Source organism: Micrococcus sp. 63XJN7_6_ISO-PGPR-S23-444 (assembly GCF_058072765.1).
This window is the reverse complement of record NZ_CM176516.1, coordinates 20,233-36,782: the sequence shown is the minus strand read 5'-3', so window position 1 is coordinate 36,782 and position 16,550 is coordinate 20,233. Positions and strand designations below refer to the sequence as shown.

Annotated in this window: 14 protein-coding genes and 1 tRNA gene; 8 read left to right on the top strand and 7 right to left on the bottom strand. The window is 73.5% G+C overall.

Annotation, left to right across the window (positions count from 1 at the left end):
* Positions 1 to 31: 31 nt before the first annotated feature.
* The 3 genes from AC3RJ9_RS00170 to AC3RJ9_RS00160 all read right to left on the bottom strand — a co-directional run bounded on the left by AC3RJ9_RS00170 (position 32) and on the right by AC3RJ9_RS00160 (position 2,958).
* Entirely contained in the window at positions 32 to 757 is a 726-nt protein-coding gene (locus AC3RJ9_RS00170; RefSeq protein WP_061867203.1) for a dienelactone hydrolase family protein, read from the bottom strand.
* Positions 758 to 829: 72 nt separating this feature from the next.
* Positions 830 to 1,381: a YceI family protein gene (locus tag AC3RJ9_RS00165; RefSeq protein ID WP_044659846.1), complete on the bottom strand. Its 552-nt coding sequence runs from the start codon at positions 1,379 to 1,381 to the stop codon at positions 830 to 832.
* Between the two features lie 296 nt (positions 1,382 to 1,677).
* Positions 1,678 to 2,958 (bottom strand): Glu/Leu/Phe/Val family dehydrogenase, encoded by a 1,281-nt coding sequence (locus AC3RJ9_RS00160; protein ID WP_044659845.1) that lies wholly within the window; start codon positions 2,956 to 2,958, stop codon positions 1,678 to 1,680.
* Positions 2,959 to 3,302: 344 nt separating this feature from the next.
* On the opposite strand from AC3RJ9_RS00160, the gene AC3RJ9_RS00155 reads away from it, so the two are divergent.
* Positions 3,303 to 4,268 (top strand): HpcH/HpaI aldolase/citrate lyase family protein, encoded by a 966-nt coding sequence (locus AC3RJ9_RS00155; RefSeq protein WP_044659844.1) that lies wholly within the window; start codon positions 3,303 to 3,305, stop codon positions 4,266 to 4,268.
* Between the two features lie 110 nt (positions 4,269 to 4,378).
* On the opposite strand, the gene tctA is transcribed toward AC3RJ9_RS00155, so the two are convergent.
* The 3 genes from tctA to AC3RJ9_RS00140 are packed head-to-tail and all read right to left on the bottom strand — an operon-like array spanning position 4,379 to position 7,450.
* On the bottom strand, positions 4,379 to 5,884 hold the full coding sequence (gene tctA, locus AC3RJ9_RS00150; RefSeq protein WP_044659843.1) for a tripartite tricarboxylate transporter permease TctA: 1,506 nt from the start codon (positions 5,882 to 5,884) through the stop codon (positions 4,379 to 4,381).
* A 1-nt stretch (position 5,885) separates the two neighbouring features.
* Positions 5,886 to 6,446 (bottom strand): tripartite tricarboxylate transporter TctB family protein, encoded by a 561-nt coding sequence (locus tag AC3RJ9_RS00145; protein WP_044659842.1) that lies wholly within the window; start codon positions 6,444 to 6,446, stop codon positions 5,886 to 5,888.
* Positions 6,443 to 7,450: a tripartite tricarboxylate transporter substrate binding protein gene (locus tag AC3RJ9_RS00140; RefSeq protein WP_020624448.1), complete on the bottom strand. Its 1,008-nt coding sequence runs from the start codon at positions 7,448 to 7,450 to the stop codon at positions 6,443 to 6,445. The genes AC3RJ9_RS00145 and AC3RJ9_RS00140 overlap by 4 nt, the downstream gene beginning before the upstream one ends.
* 176 nt (positions 7,451 to 7,626) lie before the next feature.
* Between AC3RJ9_RS00140 and AC3RJ9_RS00135 the strand changes: the two genes are divergently transcribed.
* Positions 7,627 to 7,977 (top strand): universal stress protein, encoded by a 351-nt coding sequence (locus AC3RJ9_RS00135; RefSeq protein ID WP_043278910.1) that lies wholly within the window; start codon positions 7,627 to 7,629, stop codon positions 7,975 to 7,977.
* Positions 7,978 to 8,069: 92 nt separating this feature from the next.
* Here AC3RJ9_RS00135 and AC3RJ9_RS00130 read toward each other — a convergent pair.
* Positions 8,070 to 8,153 (bottom strand) — tRNA-Leu (locus tag AC3RJ9_RS00130).
* A 249-nt stretch (positions 8,154 to 8,402) separates the two neighbouring features.
* Here AC3RJ9_RS00130 and AC3RJ9_RS00125 point away from each other — a divergent pair.
* Genes AC3RJ9_RS00125 through AC3RJ9_RS00100 form a run of 6 tightly spaced genes read left to right on the top strand, consistent with a single transcriptional unit; the run spans position 8,403 to position 16,522 of the window.
* Entirely contained in the window at positions 8,403 to 9,320 is a 918-nt protein-coding gene (locus AC3RJ9_RS00125; protein WP_061873127.1) for an FHA domain-containing protein, read from the top strand.
* Entirely contained in the window at positions 9,317 to 9,877 is a 561-nt protein-coding gene (locus tag AC3RJ9_RS00120; RefSeq protein ID WP_044659734.1) for an FHA domain-containing protein FhaB/FipA, read from the top strand. The genes AC3RJ9_RS00125 and AC3RJ9_RS00120 overlap by 4 nt, the downstream gene beginning before the upstream one ends.
* A 3-nt stretch (positions 9,878 to 9,880) precedes the next feature.
* Entirely contained in the window at positions 9,881 to 11,596 is a 1,716-nt protein-coding gene (locus AC3RJ9_RS00115; protein WP_061873128.1) for a PP2C family protein-serine/threonine phosphatase, read from the top strand.
* Positions 11,593 to 13,017, top strand: a complete 1,425-nt coding sequence (locus AC3RJ9_RS00110; protein ID WP_036314455.1) for an FtsW/RodA/SpoVE family cell cycle protein — start codon at positions 11,593 to 11,595, stop codon at positions 13,015 to 13,017. The genes AC3RJ9_RS00115 and AC3RJ9_RS00110 overlap by 4 nt, the downstream gene beginning before the upstream one ends.
* The gene (locus AC3RJ9_RS00105) at positions 13,014 to 14,459 is read left to right on the top strand and encodes a peptidoglycan D,D-transpeptidase FtsI family protein (protein WP_123244070.1); all 1,446 of its coding nucleotides are present in this window, start codon (positions 13,014 to 13,016) and stop codon (positions 14,457 to 14,459) included. The genes AC3RJ9_RS00110 and AC3RJ9_RS00105 overlap by 4 nt, the downstream gene beginning before the upstream one ends.
* Positions 14,456 to 16,522 carry a protein kinase domain-containing protein gene (locus tag AC3RJ9_RS00100; RefSeq protein ID WP_123244071.1) on the top strand — a complete coding sequence of 689 codons (2,067 nt, stop codon included), beginning with the start codon at positions 14,456 to 14,458 and terminating at the stop codon, positions 16,520 to 16,522. The genes AC3RJ9_RS00105 and AC3RJ9_RS00100 overlap by 4 nt, the downstream gene beginning before the upstream one ends.
* Positions 16,523 to 16,550: the final 28 nt, after the last annotated feature.

The following is a 16,550-nucleotide window of genomic DNA, read 5'->3' as shown; positions in this document are numbered from 1 at the left end:
GACTTCCCGCCCCGGCCGCCACGGGAGCCGCTCAGCGGACCTTCTCCTTCAGGAAGGAGACGGCGCGGTCCCAGGCGAGGGCCGCGGCCTCGGGCCGGTAGTTGCCCTGGGGGTTCTCGTCGTTGTGGAAGGCGTGCGGGGCGTCGTAGTAGAAGTACTCGACGTCGGCCCCGGACTCCTCACGGATCTGCTGCTCCTGCTCCCGCGCGTCCTCGACGGGGAAGGAGTCGTCCTGCTCGGCGTAGTGGCCCTGGACGGCGGCGGTGACGCCGGAGAAGTCGCCGGGCACGCCCTGGCCCACGCCGTAGAAGGGCACGGCGGCGGAGACCTTGTCGCCCTGCTGGGCCGCGAGGGCGAGCACGAAGCCGCCGCCCATGCAGAAGCCGATCGCGCCCACGGTCTGCGAGGTCACCTCGTCCCGGGCGAGCAGCCAGTCGACGGCGCCGGCCAGCTGGCGGGCCCCCTCCTCGGCGGGCAGGTTCTGCATCATCTCGCCGGCCTCGTCGCCGTCGTGGGCGATCCAGCCTCCGTAGAGGTCGGGGGCGAGCGCGACGAAGCCGAGGTCGGCGAGGCGGTCGCACACATCCTTGATGTGGTCCACCAGGCCCCACCACTCCTGGATCACGATCACGCCGGGGCCCTTCCCGGAGGCGGGCAGCGCGAGGTAGCCGTGGCCCGTCCGGTCGCCGTCCTGGCCGGCGTCCTTGGTGGGCAGGTCGAACGTGACGTTCTGGTGCGGGGTCTTCGAAGCCATCATGGGCCCCACCCTATGAGGAGACCGGGCCCCTCATCGAGGGACCCGGTCTCGACGCGCGAGGTCGACTCAGGCTCAGGCCTGGGCGTCGGCCTCGGACAGCACGAAGGCGGCGCCGATCTCGAGCTTCACCTTGTCCGAGACCAGGACGCCGCCGGCCTCGGTGGCGGCGTTCCAGGTCAGACCGAAGTCCTTGCGGGAGATCTCGCCGGTGGCCTCGAAGCCCACGCGGGTCGCGCCGAAGGGATCCTTGTCCTGGCCGCCGAACTCGGCCTCAAGCTCCACGGTCCGGGTGACGCCGTGCAGCGTCAGCTCCCCGACCAGGGTGAACTCCTCGGGCTCGCCGCGGACCTCGGTGGAGCGGAAGGTCATGGTGGGGAACTGCTCCACGTCGAAGAAATCGGCGGAGCGCAGGTGGCCGTCGCGGCCCTCGTTCTTGGTGCTGATGGAGGCGACGTCGACGGTCACGTCCACGGAGGACTGGGCGAACTGCTCGGCGATGACGAGCTGGCCCTCCACGGCGTGGAAGGTGCCGCGCACCTTGGAGATGCCCGCGTGGCGGACGACGAAGTCGACGTCCGAGTGGGCGGCGTCGAGATTCCAGGTTCCGGTGGTGATGGCGTTCATGGGGTGCTCCTTCTGAAGCGGGTCTGTCTGGTGTGTCCGGGGTGGGCCGCCGCGGCGGCGATGGCTCCTGGGCCTCCGAACTTGTTTCAAATTCAAACATCATCCGGGCAGGCCGTCCACGCTTGATCGTCAAAATTCGAAATAGAGACGGAGGTCACGGTCCGGGGGCACATCAGGCCGCGTCCGCCCACGACGACGGCCCGGAACCTCCGGGGTTCCGGGCCGTCGGCCCGCGGTCGGGCAGCGGGGCCGCGCTCGGGCGGCCGGACGGGGTCAGGCGGCGGGGCCGCCCCCCGTCACGGGTAGAGGCCGCGGGTGCGGTGGGCCTCGGCCACGCGCTGGACAGCGGTCAGGGTGGCGGCCTCGCGCAGGCTCACGCGGCGGCTCTCGGAGGTGGCCAGCACCGCCTTCCATGCGGCGACCATGCGCCGCTTCAGGCGCTCGTCCACCTCCTCGCGGCTCCACCAGTAGGCCTGGTTCGCCTGGACCCACTCGAAGTAGGAGACGATCACGCCGCCGGCGTTGGCCAGGATGTCCGGGACGACCAGGACGCCCTTCTCCTCGAGGATGCGGTCGGCCTCGCCCGTGGTGGGGCCGTTGGCGCCCTCCACGACCAGCCGGGCGCGCACGCGCGGGGCGTTCTCCTCGGTCAGCACGGACTGCACGGCGGCCGGGACCACGAGGTCCACGTCCATCTCGAGCAGCTCGTCCGCGTCCATGGGCGCGGTGCCGGGGGTGTCCTTCACGGAGCCGGTGTCCCAGAGCTGCCTCTGCAGGGCGTCGTAGTGCAGGCCCTCGTCGTCGCGCACGGCGCCGTACTGGTCCGACACGGCCACGACCTTCACTCCGGCCGCCTCGAGCAGCTCGACCGTGCCGGCGCCGACCTTGCCGAAGCCCTGGACCGCGGCCGTCGCCCGCGACGGCTCGATGCCGAGGTGCTCGAGCGCGGCGAGCGCCACGTAGACCACGCCCGCCGAGGTGGCGGAGGCGCGGCCCAGCGAGCCGCCGAGCGAGACGGGCTTGCCGGTGACCACGCCGAGCGTGGTGTGGCCGACGTTCACCGAGTAGGTGTCCATCATCCAGGCCATGGTCTGCTCGTCCGTGCCCACGTCCGGGGCGGGGATGTCCACCTCGGGGCCGATGATCGGCTGGATCTCGGAGGTGTAGCGACGGGTGACGCGCTCGAGCTCGGCCTTCGAGTACTGGCGCGGGTCGATGGTCACCCCGCCCTTGGCGCCGCCGTAGGGCACGTCCAGCAGGGCGCACTTCCAGGTCATCCACATGGCCAGTGCGCGGACCTCGTCCAGGTCCACGTCCAGGCTGAAGCGCACGCCGCCCTTGGCCGGGCCGCGGGAGAAGTTGTGCTGCACGCGGTAGCCGCGGAGCACCTCGGTGGAGCCGTCGTCGCGGCGCAGGGGGATGGAGACGGCCATCTCGCGGCGGGGGGCGGCGAGCATCTGGTGCAGGCCCTCGTCGTAGCCGAGCGTCTTCACGGCGGCGGAGAGCTGGGCCAGGGCGTTGTCGAGCGGGGAGGACGGGGCCGTCACGGCCTCGTCCTCGGCGGGGATCCTCGTCATTGAGCGTCCTCGTGGTCCGGTGGGCAGGGATGTGTCGCGGCCCGACCGACGCGCGGAGGGCCGCGCCCCATTGCGCGGCCGACGTCGTCCGGACCCCGATGAACGCTACGCGCTCCCCCCGCACCCGTCACCCCTTCTGAGCCGAGATCCACGCCCACCCGGGTGACGTCGGACACGGTGGCGTGTACTGTGCTGTGGACGCGCCGCACACCCGCGGCGCCCTTCGGCGTCGAACCAACGCCGCTCGCTCAGGGCCCACCTGGTCCGTCCCCCGGCCGTCCGCCGCGCGAGGCACCCCGCCCGCGACCTCGGCCCGACGCCCCAGCCCCGTGAAGGAGCCCCTCATGACCGTGACCCTGCCCGCCGCGATCACCCCCTCCCCCGCGTTCCAGCCCGTGCCCGGCCAGCGCATCGATCCGGAGCTCGCCCGCTCCTGGCTGCTGGTCAACGCCGCCCAGCCCGAACGGTTCCAGCCCGCCGAGGACTCGGCCGCGGACATCGTCATCCTCGACATCGAGGACGCCGTGGCCCCCAAGGACAAGGACCAGGCCCGCGCGGACGCCGTCGCCTGGCTGACCTCCGGGCACACCGGCTGGGTGCGGCTCAACGGCTACGGCTCGCGGTGGTGGGAGCAGGACGTCGAGGCGCTCGCCGCGGCCCTGCCCGCGCACCTGGGCGGGCCGGTCGCCGAGGGCGGCCTGGCCGGCGTCGTGCTGGCGATGGTGGAGTCCACGGACCACGTGAACGAGACCGCCCGACGGCTGCCCGGCGTGCCCGTCGTGGCGCTCGTGGAGACGGCGCGCGGGCTGCAGCGGATCGACTCGATCGCCGCCGCGAAGGGCACGTTCCGGCTGGCCTTCGGGATCGGCGACTTCCGCCGCGACACCGGCCTGGGCGAGTCGCCGATGGCGCTGGCGTACACGCGGTCCCAGTTCACGATCGCGGCGCGGGCCACGGGGCTGCCGGGCGCGATCGACGGGCCGACCGTGGGCTCCACCGGCGTGAAGCTCGCCGAGGCGACGGCGGTGACCGCGGAGTTCGGCATGACCGGCAAGCTGTGCCTCGCGCCGGAGCAGTGCGCGGCCGTGAACGAGGGGCTCAGCCCGTCCCAGGAGGAGCTGGCGTGGGCCCACGAGTTCCTCGCGGACTTCGAGGCCGACGGCGGCGAGATCCGCAACGGCTCCGACCTGCCCCGCAAGGCGCGCGCGGAGAAGATCCTCGGGCTGGCCACCGCGTTCGGGGTGCACTCCACGCGGTACCCGGACCAGGACAACGCGATCACGGCGCCGTCGGACACGTACCACTACTGAGCGGGCCGCCGCCCACCAGAAACGCGGGTTGAGTTGTCACGGGTGCGGAGGCCGCACACCGGTGACAACTCAACCCGCGTTGTCTCGGGGGGCGCGGATCCCGCCTCCGCTCACACGTCCTGACGCGTCCGGCGCACGACGGCGGCCCGCACCGAGAACGCCAGCACGATCGCCAGGATCCCGTAGATCACCCACGTGATGGGGGTGGAGACGAGCACGGCCGGGTCGCCCACCGAGCTGAGCAGGGCGTCGCGCAGGCTGGTCTCCGCCAGCGGGCCGAGCACCATGCCGATCATCAGCGGCGCCAGCGGGTAGCCGTACCGCCTCATCAGGAAGCCCAGCACGCCGATCCCCAGCAGCATCAGCAGGTCGAACACCGCGCCCGTGGTGGCGTAGATGCCCAGCCCGCAGAACAGCGTGATCCCCGCGTAGAGGTAGTGCTTCGGGATGAGCAGGAGCTTGGCCCACAGCTGCGCGAACGGCAGGTTGATCGCCAGCAGCACGATCATCGCGATGAAGAAGCTCGCCAGCAGCGCCCACACGAGGTCCGGGCTGCGGTCGAACAGCAGGGGGCCGGGCTGCAGCCCGTACTGGCGGAACGCCGCCAGCATGATGGCCGCCGTCGCGGAGACGGGCAGGCCGAGCGTGAGCAGCGCGCCCATCGCCATGCCGGTGGTCGAGTTGCCCGCGGCCTCCGGGGCCGCCAGCCCGCGGATCGCGCCGCGGCCGAACTGCGGATGCGCCCGGCGCCGGTCCAGGCGCCGCTCGGCCGAGTACGCCAGGAACGTCGGCACCTCGGAGCCGCCCACCGGCACGATGCCGAACGGCAGGCCGATCGCCGTGCCGCGCAGCCACGCCGGGGCGGCCTCGCGGAACTCGGCGCCCGAGAGCCACGGCCGGCCGGTGCGGCGGATGCGCAGGTCCTCGTGCTCGCGGCGCACCCGGGAGGCCACGTGGAACACCTCGCCGAGCGCGAGGATCGCCACCGTGACGGTCACCAGCGGGATGCCGTCGAACAGCTGCGGCGAGCCCATCGTGAAGCGCTCGGTGCCGGTCACCGCATCGATCCCGACGACGGCGATGCCCAGTCCCAGCACCAGAGAGGCCAGGCCGCGCAGCACCGAGTCGGCGACCACCGAGGAGGTGGCCACGAACGCGAAGAGCGCGAGCGCGAAGTACTCCGCGGGGCCGAATCTCGTGGAGAACTCCGCCAGCACGGGGGCGAGGAACACGACGCACACCGAGGCCACCATGCCGCCGATGAAGGCGCCGAGCGCCGCCGTCGCCAGGGCCTGGGCCGCCCGGCCGTTCTGGGCCATGCGGTGGCCCTCGAACGTGGAGGCGATGGCCGAGGCCTGGCCGGGGGTGTTCATGAGGATGGCCATGGTGGAGTCGCCGAAGAGGCCGCCGAAGTACACGCCGGAGAACATGATGAACGCGGCGGTGGGCTCGAGGGCGAAGGTCATGGGCAGCAGCAGGGCCACGGCCATCGAGGAGCCCAGTCCGGGCATCACGCCGACCGCGGTGCCGAGCAGACAGCCCAGCACCACCCAGAGCAGGTTCATGGGGGTGAGGGCTCCGGCGAAGCCCTCCATGAGGAGTCCGAGGGTCTCCATGTCAGAAGCCACCTCCCAGGATGCCCGAGGGCAGGGTCAGGCCCAGGGCCACCGCGAAGCCGAGGTAGGCCAGCGAGGAGACGAACAGGGCGACGAGGATGTCGAACACGGGGTGCGGGGCACCGAACGCGCGCGTGATGCACCAGAACAGCAGCGCCCCGGCGAGGATCCACCCCAGCCAGGGCAGCAGGACGGCGAACGCGAGGAAGCCGAGGAAGCACCAGGCCAGCGCGCCGAAGTCCGAGTGGAACAGGGTCAGCGGGCCGGCCGCCTGGCCGACCTCGCCGTCCGCGTCGGCCTGACCCTCGGGGGCCTGGCGCACGCGCACGACCTCCACCGCGAGCGCGGCGGCGATCACGAGGCCCGCGACCGAGAGGATCAGCGGGAAGAAGTCCGGGCCGGGGAAGTCGGCGCCGTCGGTGTCCATGGTCAGGGACCCCAGCAGCAGGTAGAGGCTGAACGCGGCCAGCACGGCCGGCATGACGAGTCCGGAGAGCCCGGCGGCGCGTCCCCAGCGGGAGGGGGCGTCGGCGGCGGGGGGGACGGTGGATGCGTGGCTCACTTGATCTCCTCCGTCAGCGTGCCGATGCGCTCCTTCTCGGCGGCGATGAACTCCTCGAGTTCGGTGCCGGAGAGGGGCACGGGGTTCCAGTAGTTGCGCTGCACCGCCTCCTTCCACTCGGGGGTGTCGACCGCCTCGGCGATGAGGGTCTCGAGCTCGGTGCGCTCCTCCGCGGAGACGCCCGGCGGCACGAACAGGGCGCGCCAGTTGGTGAGCGTGACGTCGTAGCCCTGGGAGCGCAGGGTCGGGATCTCCTCGACGCCGGCCAGCGGCTCGGCCGCCACCACGCCGAGGGCGCGCAGTCGGCCGGCCTCGACCTGCGGGTAGATGTCCGCGAAGCCGCCGGCGGAGGCCTGGGCGGTGCCGTTGAGCAGGGCCTGGATGGCCTCGCCGCCGCCGTCGGACGGGATGTAGGTGGTGTCCGCGACCGGCACGCCGGCCGTGCGGGCGATGTCCGCCATGACGAGCTGGTCGAAGGAGCCGCCGCCGGTCCACGCCACGTGGGCGGGGTCGGCGCGCCAGGCGCTCACCAGGTCGTCCATGCTCTGGTACGGCGAGTCCGCCGGGACCACCACGAGGCTGTATTCCTCGACGACGCGGCTGACCGCGGTGACCTGGGAGAGCTCGGGGCCGGTGCCACGGGCCGCGTGGGCGGCGATCTGGCCGGTGCCGCCCACCATGAGGTTGTTCGCGTCCTCGAGCGTGGTCAGCTGGCCGAGGGCGATGTTGCCGCCGGCACCGGGGATGTTGACCACCTGGACGTTGTTCACCAGCCCGTTGACGCGCATGGTCTGCTGCAGCTCGCGCTGGAACGAGTCCCAGCCGCCGCCGGCGGCCGCGGGGGCGATGAGGGTCAGGTTGGTGCGGATGTCGTTCCCTCCCGAGGCCGAGCGGATGGAGAAGGCGGAGGCCGCGAGCACGGTGAGCACCGCGATCACGCTGAAGACGATCCGGCCGATCCCCGTGCGTCGGCGCGGGGGGCCGTCGGGGGAGGTGGAGGACATGGCGGTTCCTAACAGAGACACCCCGCCGCCAGGGAGTGGCGCCGGGGACAGGTGCGAGTGGTGGAGGTCACCGTAACAGCGCGACGAGGCTGCGTGCGCTCCGCGTCCGCAGAGTGACCGACGACAACCGGCCCGGGTGGTGACGGGGACCGCGCCCATGACGCACAGTGGTCCCCATGACGATCATCAGCACCGGAACCAGCACCCCCGAGAGCGCCGCGGCCTGGCGGGCCGCCCTGGCGGAGGCGGCCCTGCGCGGAGAGGACGTGGTCTGGTTCTCCCTCGACGGGACCGAGCCGGACGAGGCGGAGGCACGCGAGGCCGGCGTCGGCGTGTCCGTGGCGCACGCCCAGGAGCGCGGCCGGGACGCCGTCGGCGACCTGCTCGAGCACGCCGAGCGCGTGGGCGCGAGCCGGATCGTGGTGGGCGTGAAGCACCGCTCCCCCGTGGGCAAGCTGCTGCTGGGATCGGCCGCGCAGCAGATCATCCTGGAGGCCCGCGTCCCGGTGGTGTGCGTCAAGCCGTGAGGGCCGACGTCGGGCGGGCGGCCCCGCGCCCGGCCCACCCCGGGAACGCCGAAGGCCCCGGAACCACACGGTTCCGGGGCCTTCGTCCTCGGTGCGCGAGGGGGGACTTGAACCCCCACGTCCTTGCGAACACTGGCACCTGAAGCCAGCGCGTCTACCAATTCCGCCACTCGCGCGAGCGGCTTCCTGCTCTCGGCTCCGGGCATCCGGCGACCGTCACAGGCAGCGAGGAATACTCTAACCCCCGCCCGCCCGGGCGTGCAAATCGGCCCCGACGCCCACCCCCGCGTCCCCGCCACGCCGGCAGCTCGCCCCTCCGGCACCTCTCCCACCCGCGCTCCACCCCGCAGAATCCCGCTGTTCTCGGCGGTCTCCCAGCCCGGCCCGTAGTATCGGGACGGACAACTGTGGAAAGGGGCCCCGTCGTGGGACTTCTGGACAACCTCGAACGCGGCCTGGAGCGGGCCGTGCGCTCGGCCTTCTCGGCCGGCGGTCCGCGGGCGGTCAAGCCGGTGGAGATCGCCTCGGCCCTGCGACAGGCGATGGACGACGAGTCGTTCGCGCTGTCCGAGGGCCACACGGTCGCGCCCAACAGCTACGTGGTCCACTTCTCCCCCGCCGACTTCGAGCGCGCCCGCTCGTGGGGGTCCACCCTCGCCAGCGAGCTGTGCGACGAGGTCATCCGCCACGCCGACTCCCAGGGCTATGCGCTGCCCGGCACGGTCCGGGTCGCCTTCCACCCGGACGCGGACGTGCGCGCCGGGGACCTGCGCGTCGTCACCCGCCTGGACGACGGCTCGCTCACCGCCCCGGCCCCCCACGACGACGGCGCCTCGCCCGCCACCGCCCACGGCCCGGGAGCCTCGGCCGCGGCGCCGGACCGACTGGTCGAGGACCTGCCGGCGGCCGCGCCCCGCAAGCCCTCCCCCGCCCCGCGCGTCGGGCCCCGTCCGGCGCCCCGCCGGGCCGCCGCCTCGACCGCGCCCGCCGCCCCCGCCCACGCCGACCAGCCGACCGTCGTGATGGGCCGCCCCGTGACCGGGCCCGCCGGCCCGGCCCTCGAGCTGGACGGCCGCATGCTCCCCCTGGACGGGGACGACCTCATCCTCGGCCGCTCGGCCGAGCGTGCCGACCTCGTGATCCCGGACTCCTCGGTGTCCCGCGAACACCTGCGCCTGCTCACCGTCGGCTCCACGGTCACGCTCCTGGACCTGGGCAGTCGCAACGGCGTGCTCGTCAACGGCCGCCGCGTGGACGGCTCCGTCACCCTGCGCGACGGGGACGTGGTGACCGTCGGCCAGACCGAGCTGCTGTTCTTCGGCGGGACGGGGGGCCGCGCATGAGCGAGCTCGCCGTCGCCGTGCTCCGCATGGGCCTGCTGCTGGCCCTGTGGGTGCTGATCATCTCCATCGTCATGGCGCAGGGCCGCGACCTCGTGGTCGGCCGACGCAACAAGACACGCCTCCAGCAGGCCCAGCGCGACGCCGGCCTGGTCACCGCGGTGCCCGCGGCCGGGGCCGCCGGGGCGGGCTCGTCCGCGGTCGACCGCCCCGCGCCCGCGTCGACGCCGGCCCCCGCCGCGTCCGCGCCGACGACGCCGGCCCCGCGGCTGTCCCGGACCCTGCGGGTGGTCGAGGGCCCGAAGGCCGGGCAGACCATCGCCCTGGAGGGCCGTCCCCTGCTGATGGGCCGCGCCCAGGACGCCGACCTGGTGCTCGTGGACGACTACGCCTCCGGCCGCCACGCCCGGCTGTTCCCGCAGGGCACCCGCTGGTTCCTCGAGGACCTCGGCTCCACGAACGGCACCTACGTGAACGGCGCCCCCGTCACCCGCGCGCTGCCCGTGGGCCCCGGCACGGCCATCCGCATCGGCAAGACCGTCATGGAGCTCGAGGCCTGACCCATGACCCTCGTCCTCCGCTACGCCGCCCGCTCCGACGTCGGCCGCGTCCGTGCCAAGAACGACGACTCCGCCTACGTGGGCCGTCATCTGGCCGTGCTCGCGGACGGCATGGGCGGGCACGTGGGCGGCGACGTGGCAAGCGCGTCCACGGTGCTGGACCTGGCCCCGCTGGATGCGGTGGGCTACGAGGACCCGGCCACGGTGCTGCCGGACGAGATCCAGAACGCCAACCTGATCCTCAACGAGCTGGTGCACGCCAACCCCAAGCTCGCCGGCATGGGCACCACGTGCACCGCCGGCCTGCTCGCGGGGACCACGCTGCACATCGCGCACATCGGCGACTCCCGTGCCTACCGGCTCGCGGACGGCGAGTTCTCCCAGGTCACCACGGACCACACGTTCGTGCAGAAGCTCGTCGACGAGGGGCGCCTCGAGGCCGGGGAGGCCCCGTTCCACCCGAACAAGAACGTGCTCATGCGCGTGCTCGGCGACGTGGACGCCTCCCCCGAGCTGGACGTGTTCGAGGTGCCCGTCGCCCCCGGAGAACGGTGGCTGTTCTGCTCGGACGGCCTCACGGACGTGGTCCCCCCCGAGAAGATCCACGAGGTGCTGCGGGACTCGGAGGCTCTCAACCAGGCCGTCGACACCCTCGTGGACCTCACCCTCAAGGGCGGCGCCCCGGACAACGTCACCGTGGTGGCGTTCGAGATCGCGGAGGGCACGGCGGAGGAGCTGGCCCCCGTCCCGGACGTCCACCTGTCCGAGCAGGCCCTCGCCGCCGCCCACCCGCCCGAGGTCGGCCCGGTCTCCGGCCTGCTGCTGCGCGAGGACCTGGACGCACGGCCTCACCTGCTCGTCGGCGCGGCCTCCAACGCCGTGAAGACCGATCGCATCCCCGTGGTCACCCGCAGCTCCACGCGCCGCCGTGCCGCCGCCCTGCTCGGCGAGACGCCCGTGCCGGAGAACCGTCCCCGGCGCACCGCGGCCGTCCTCACGGACGGGCCGGATCCCGCCGCCGCCCCGCGCCCGGACGCCTCCGTCCCGCCCGCCGCGCAGAGCGGCACCGCTGCCGCCGCCGGCTCCTCCTCCGCCGCCACACCGGCCGCCACCGCTGCCGACCACCCGTCCGACGAGGCCGCCGAGCCGATGACCACGGCCCCCACCCCGGCCCCGGCGACCGCCGGGCCCGCCGGCGGCCCCGAGGACGGGGCCGCGCGTCGGCGGCGTGGAAAGGACGACCGCCCGGTGCAGTACCGCCGCGGCTGGTTCATCCCCGTGTTCACCACGCTGCTCGCCCTCACCCTCGCGGCCGTGGCCGTGTGGGGCTACCTGTGGACCCAGACGCAGTACTACGTGGGGGCCAACGACGGCCGGATCGCCGTGTTCAAGGGCGTCTCCCAGCGGCTGGGCCCGCTCGAGCTGTCCCACGTGGACCGCCAGACCGACCTCCCGGTGGACGCGCTGCCCGCGTACGCACGCGACCGCGTGAACGCCGGCATGGCCGCCCGGGACGTGGACCACGCGGAGCAGATCGTCGCCGAGCTGCGCGACTCGCTGCACCCGAACGCCCCCGCCCCCGCCGGTGAGCCCTCCGAGCGGGCCCGGCCGAGCACGACGCCGTCGTCGTCCTCCGCCCGCCCCTCGGACGCGTCCGGCTCCACCGCGCCGACGAGCCCGGCGTCGTCCCCGAGCGCGACGGGAGGTGAGGCCCCGTGACCGAGGTGATCTCCCCCGCACGCCCGCGCCGGAACATCGAACTGGTCCTGCTGCTGGCCGCCCTGGCCATCGCCCTGGGGGCGGACCTGCTGGGCATGATCGGCACGGACGCCCCGCTGGACTCCACCGCCTGGGTGCCGCTGGGCGTCTTCGGCGCCGCCACCCTCGTGCTGCACGTGGTCCTGCGGCTGCGGGCCCCCTACGCGGACCCGTTCATGCTGCCGATCACCGCCCTGCTCAACGGGCTGGGCCTGGCCATGATCCACCGGCTGAGCCAGGACGCCGCGATGGCCAACCCCACCTCGCAGCTCGTGTGGTCCGTCCTGGCCGTCCTGGTGGCCTCCGCCCTGGTGTTCCTGGTGCGCGACCACCGGGTGCTGCGGCGCTGGCCCTACCTGTTCCTCGCCGCGTCCGGCGTGCTGCTGCTCCTGCCGCTCGTGCCCGGGCTGGGCCTGAGCATGTACGGGGCGCGGATCTGGATCGACGTCGGATTCGGCACCTTCCAGCCCGGCGAGATCGCCAAGATCACGCTGGCCATCTTCTTCGCCGGCTACCTCTCCGCGAACCGCGACCTGATCCTGCTGGCCGGCCGCCGTGTGGGCCCGGTGACCTTCCCCCGAGCCCGGGACCTCGGCCCGTTGCTGGCCGGCTGGCTCCTGGCGCTCGGCGTGCTCGTGTTCCAGCGCGACCTGGGCTCGGCCCTGCTGTTCTTCGGCATGTTCATGGCGATGCTCTACATCGCCACGTCCCGCGCCTCCTGGATCCTCCTCGGCCTGGGCCTGATCGCCTTCGGCGCGGCGCTGGCGTTCCTGTTCATGCCGCACGTGACCGCCAGGTTCGAGATCTGGCTGAGGGCCTTCGACCCCGAGATCTACCATCGCGACTTCGGCGGCTCCTACCAGGTGGTCCAGGGCCTGTTCGCGATGGCCTCAGGCGGGCTGATGGGCACCGGCCTGGGCGCGGGCAACCCCACCCAGGTGCCGCTGTCCTTCTCGGACATGATCCTCACGGCCATCGGCGAGGAGCTCGGCTTCGTGGGCCTGGCCGCCGTGCTCGTCCTGTACCTCCTGCTCGTCACCCGCATGATGCGCGCCGCCCTCGGCGTGCGCGACGCGTTCGGCAAGGTGCTCGCCTCCGGCCTGGCCTTCACCATGGCGTGGCAGGTGTTCGTGGTGATGGGCGGCGTGACCCTCGTGCTGCCGCTCACCGGCCTCACGACGCCGTTCCTCGCCGCCGGCGGCTCGTCGCTGCTGGCCAACTGGATCATCGTGGGGCTCGTGCTGCGCATCTCGAACGCCGCCCGCCGTCCCGTGGTCGTGGACGGGATGGTCAACGCGTCCGGGCCCGGCGCCGGCCACCTCGACCCCGGCACGGCGCTCCCGGCGGCGGCCGTGCCCCCGGGAGGAGGTGAGGAGCGGTGAACGAGGCGATCCGACGCACGTGGACCGTCATGGCGGCCATGATCCTGGTGCTCGCGCTGGCCGCGTCCGTCATCCAGGTGCTGGCCGCGGACCAGCTCAAGACGCACGCCCTGAACTCGCGGCAGATGTTCCTGGAGTTCGGCGCCCCGCGCGGGCCGATCCTCGTGGACGGCGAGCCGATCGCCGAGTCCGTCCCCTCCGACGACGCGTACCACTACCAGCGCGTCTACCACGAGCCCGAGCTGTACGCCCCGCTCACAGGCTTCTATTCGCTCACCTACGGCACCGACGGGCTGGAGGCGGCCATGAACGAGCAGCTCTCCGGCACCCCCACGTCCCAGTTCGTGGACCGCGCCATGGAGATCATCACGGGTGCCACGCCCGAGGGCGACCAGGTGGAGCTGACGATCGACCCCGAGCTGCAGCGTCTGGCGTACGACGCGCTCCCGGACGGCGTGCGCGCCTCCGCCGTGGTCACGGACCCGACGACGGGCGAGATCCTGGCCATGGCGTCGAAACCGGGCTTCGACTCCAACGCGCTCTCCTCACACAGCCCGGCCGAGGCGCAGTCGGCCATGGCCGCGATCGACCAGATCCCCGGCGCCAGCGCGTACCGCAACCGCGCCGCGGAGCAGCTCGTGTCCCCCGGCTCCACGTTCAAGCTGATCGACGCGGTGGCCATGCTCGAGTCCGGTGACTACACCCCGGGCGGGACGGTGGACATCCCCGCCGCGTGGACGCTGCCCGGCACGACCACGGAGCTGCCCAACTACGACGGCTCACCGTGCAACACCGTGGGGCGTCAGACCCTCACGTGGGCGCTGGCGCAGTCCTGCAACACGCCGTTCGCCATGGCCGCCGTCGAGCTGGGCCAAGACCGGATCCGGGAGGTCGCCGAGCGGTTCGGCTTCAACGACTCCTTCGACTACCCGTTGCCCGTGACCGGCTCCGTGTTCCCCTCCGACCTGGACGACGCCACGCTGGCGCAGTCCTCGATCGGCCAGCGGGACGTGCAGGCCACCGCGCTGCAGATGGCCATGGTGGCCGCCGGCATCGCGAACGACGGCGTGGTCATGGAGCCGCAGCTGATCAAGGCGGTCCGCCGTTCGGACCTCACCACGGTGCAGGAGTTCAGCCCCCGTGAGCGCGGCCGGGCCACGACCCCCGAGGTGGCCGGGCAGGTCTCGGACATGATGGTCTCGGCGGTGGAGGACGGCATCCTGGGATCCGTGCAGTCGGACACGGTGCGGATCGCGGCGAAGTCGGGCACGGCCGAGGTCGGGGACACGGGCAACGTGCACTCCTGGATCACCGGCTTCGACGCGAGCGAGAACCCCCGGGCGGCCGTGACGATCGTGGTGGAGGACGAGCCGCCGGGGGTTGGACATCAGACAGTCGTCAGTGGCATGAAGGCAATCATGGAAGCGGTGGTCACGGAATGAGGCCGACATCGGGCATCACCCTCGGCGGCAGGTACCAGTTGACCGATCGCATCGCGATCGGCGGCATGGGCGAGGTGTGGAAGGCGCGGGACAAGGTCCTGGGCCGGATCACCGCCGTGAAGATCCTCAAGGAGGAGTACACGGGTGACCCCAACTTCCTGCGCCGCTTCCGGGCGGAGGCCCAGCACACCGCGCTGCTGAACCACCCCGGCGTCGCCAACGTCTACGACTACGGCGAGGAGAAGGGCTCCGCCTACCTCGTCATGGAGCTCGTGCCGGGCCAGCCGCTGTCCTCCATCCTCGAGAAGGAGAAGGTGCTCTCCCCCGAGCGGACCCTGCGGATCATCGCGCAGACGGCGGCCGCGCTCTCGGCGGCCCACGCCCAGGGGCTCGTGCACCGCGACGTCAAGCCCGGCAACCTCATGATCACGCCCACCGGCCGGGTGAAGGTGACGGACTTCGGCATCGCGCGCCTGGCGGACCAGGTCCCCCTCACGGCCACCGGCCAGGTGATGGGCACCGCCCAGTACCTCGCGCCCGAGCAGGCCACGGGGCAGCAGGCCACCGGCTCCTCCGATCTCTACTCGCTGGGCATCATCGGCTACGAGGCCCTCGCCGGGCATCGCCCGTTCACGGGCGAGTCCCAGATCGCGATCGCCCTCGCCCAGGTCAACGACACGCCGCCGCCCCTGCCGGACACCGTCCCGGCCCCGGTGCGCGCCCTGATCATGTGCATGCTCTCGAAGGACCCCCGGGAGCGGCCCTCGGACGCGGCCGCGCTCTCGGACGCCGCCGACGCGCTGCGGCGCAAGGACACCCGCGGCGCCGTGGAGGCCGTGCCCGCCCTGGCCGTCTTCCTCGAGGAGCAGGGCGTGACCGACCCCTCGGGCGCCGAGACCGCTCCCCTGGACTACGACGGCATGCGCACCACCCATCCCCGCGCCGAGGGCACCCGGACAGACGGCTCCCCCGCCACCGCGGCGCTGCCGGTGACCGCGGCCCAGCCCCGCACCGACGACGCCGCCCGCGGCCCCGGCGCCGCCGGTGCGGCGGCCGTGGGCGCGGCCGGTGCGGCCGGCGCCGCCGCGAGCGCGAGCACGCGCGACCACGAGATCGCCGCCGTGCGCGACCAGCAGACCCGCCCGGGCGACGTCGTGGACCCGGGCCCGCCCGCCGGGGGTGGCTCCGCGCCCGCCCGCCGGCGACGCGCCAACCCCTGGCCGCTGTGGGCGCTGCTCGGTCTCGTGGTGTTCGCCCTGTTGGGGGCGCTGCTGTGGCCGCTGCTCACGGGTGGCCGCGGCGACGGCGGCTCGGCGCCGGCGACCTCGCAGGAGGAGTCGTCCGTGCACGTGGACCCGGAGGCGTACAAGGGTCGCCCCGTGAGCGAGGTGCGCGCCGAGCTCGAGGGCCTCGGCCTGGCGGTGCGCGAGGAGGACCGCGACGCGCAGAGCCCGGAGGGCACCGTCGAGGAGATCAACCCCGTGGGGGCGCTGCAGCGCGGTGAGACCGTCACGCTGGCCGTCTCCACCGGGGAGGGCGTCATCCCGGAGGGTCTCGTGGGCCAGCCCGTGGACAGCGCGATCCAGACGCTGCGCGACCGCGGCTTCACCGTGGACCGGGTGGACGACCCGTCCGCCGACGGCGCCGACGGCGAGGTGGTGCGCGTGGTGCCCGGCGAGGGCGAGCGTCACCGCTATGACACGCACGTGCAGCTGATCGTGGCCACCGGCGGGTCCGACGCCGCGCCGACCCGCGAGGCCTCCCAGCCCGCCTCGGAGCCGGAGCCCAGCGCGTCGGAGGAGCCGAGCACCGAGCCGAGCAGCGAGCCGAGCCCGTCGGCCTCGGACGAGCCCCGCCCGTCCCCCACCGCCGAATCCCCGACGGCCACCGCCGACCCGGAGCCCACGCGGGAGCCGTCCGAGGAGCCGACGACGCCCACGGGGGATCCGACGACGGAGTCCTCCGGGGAGTCCACGGCGCCGACGGGCGAGTCCACCACCGACCCGTCCGCTGACGCGCGTGGCGCGGAGGCCTCGTCCGCCGACGCCACGCCCTCCGCCTGAGCGGCGGGCGGGACGAGCACGCGGACGT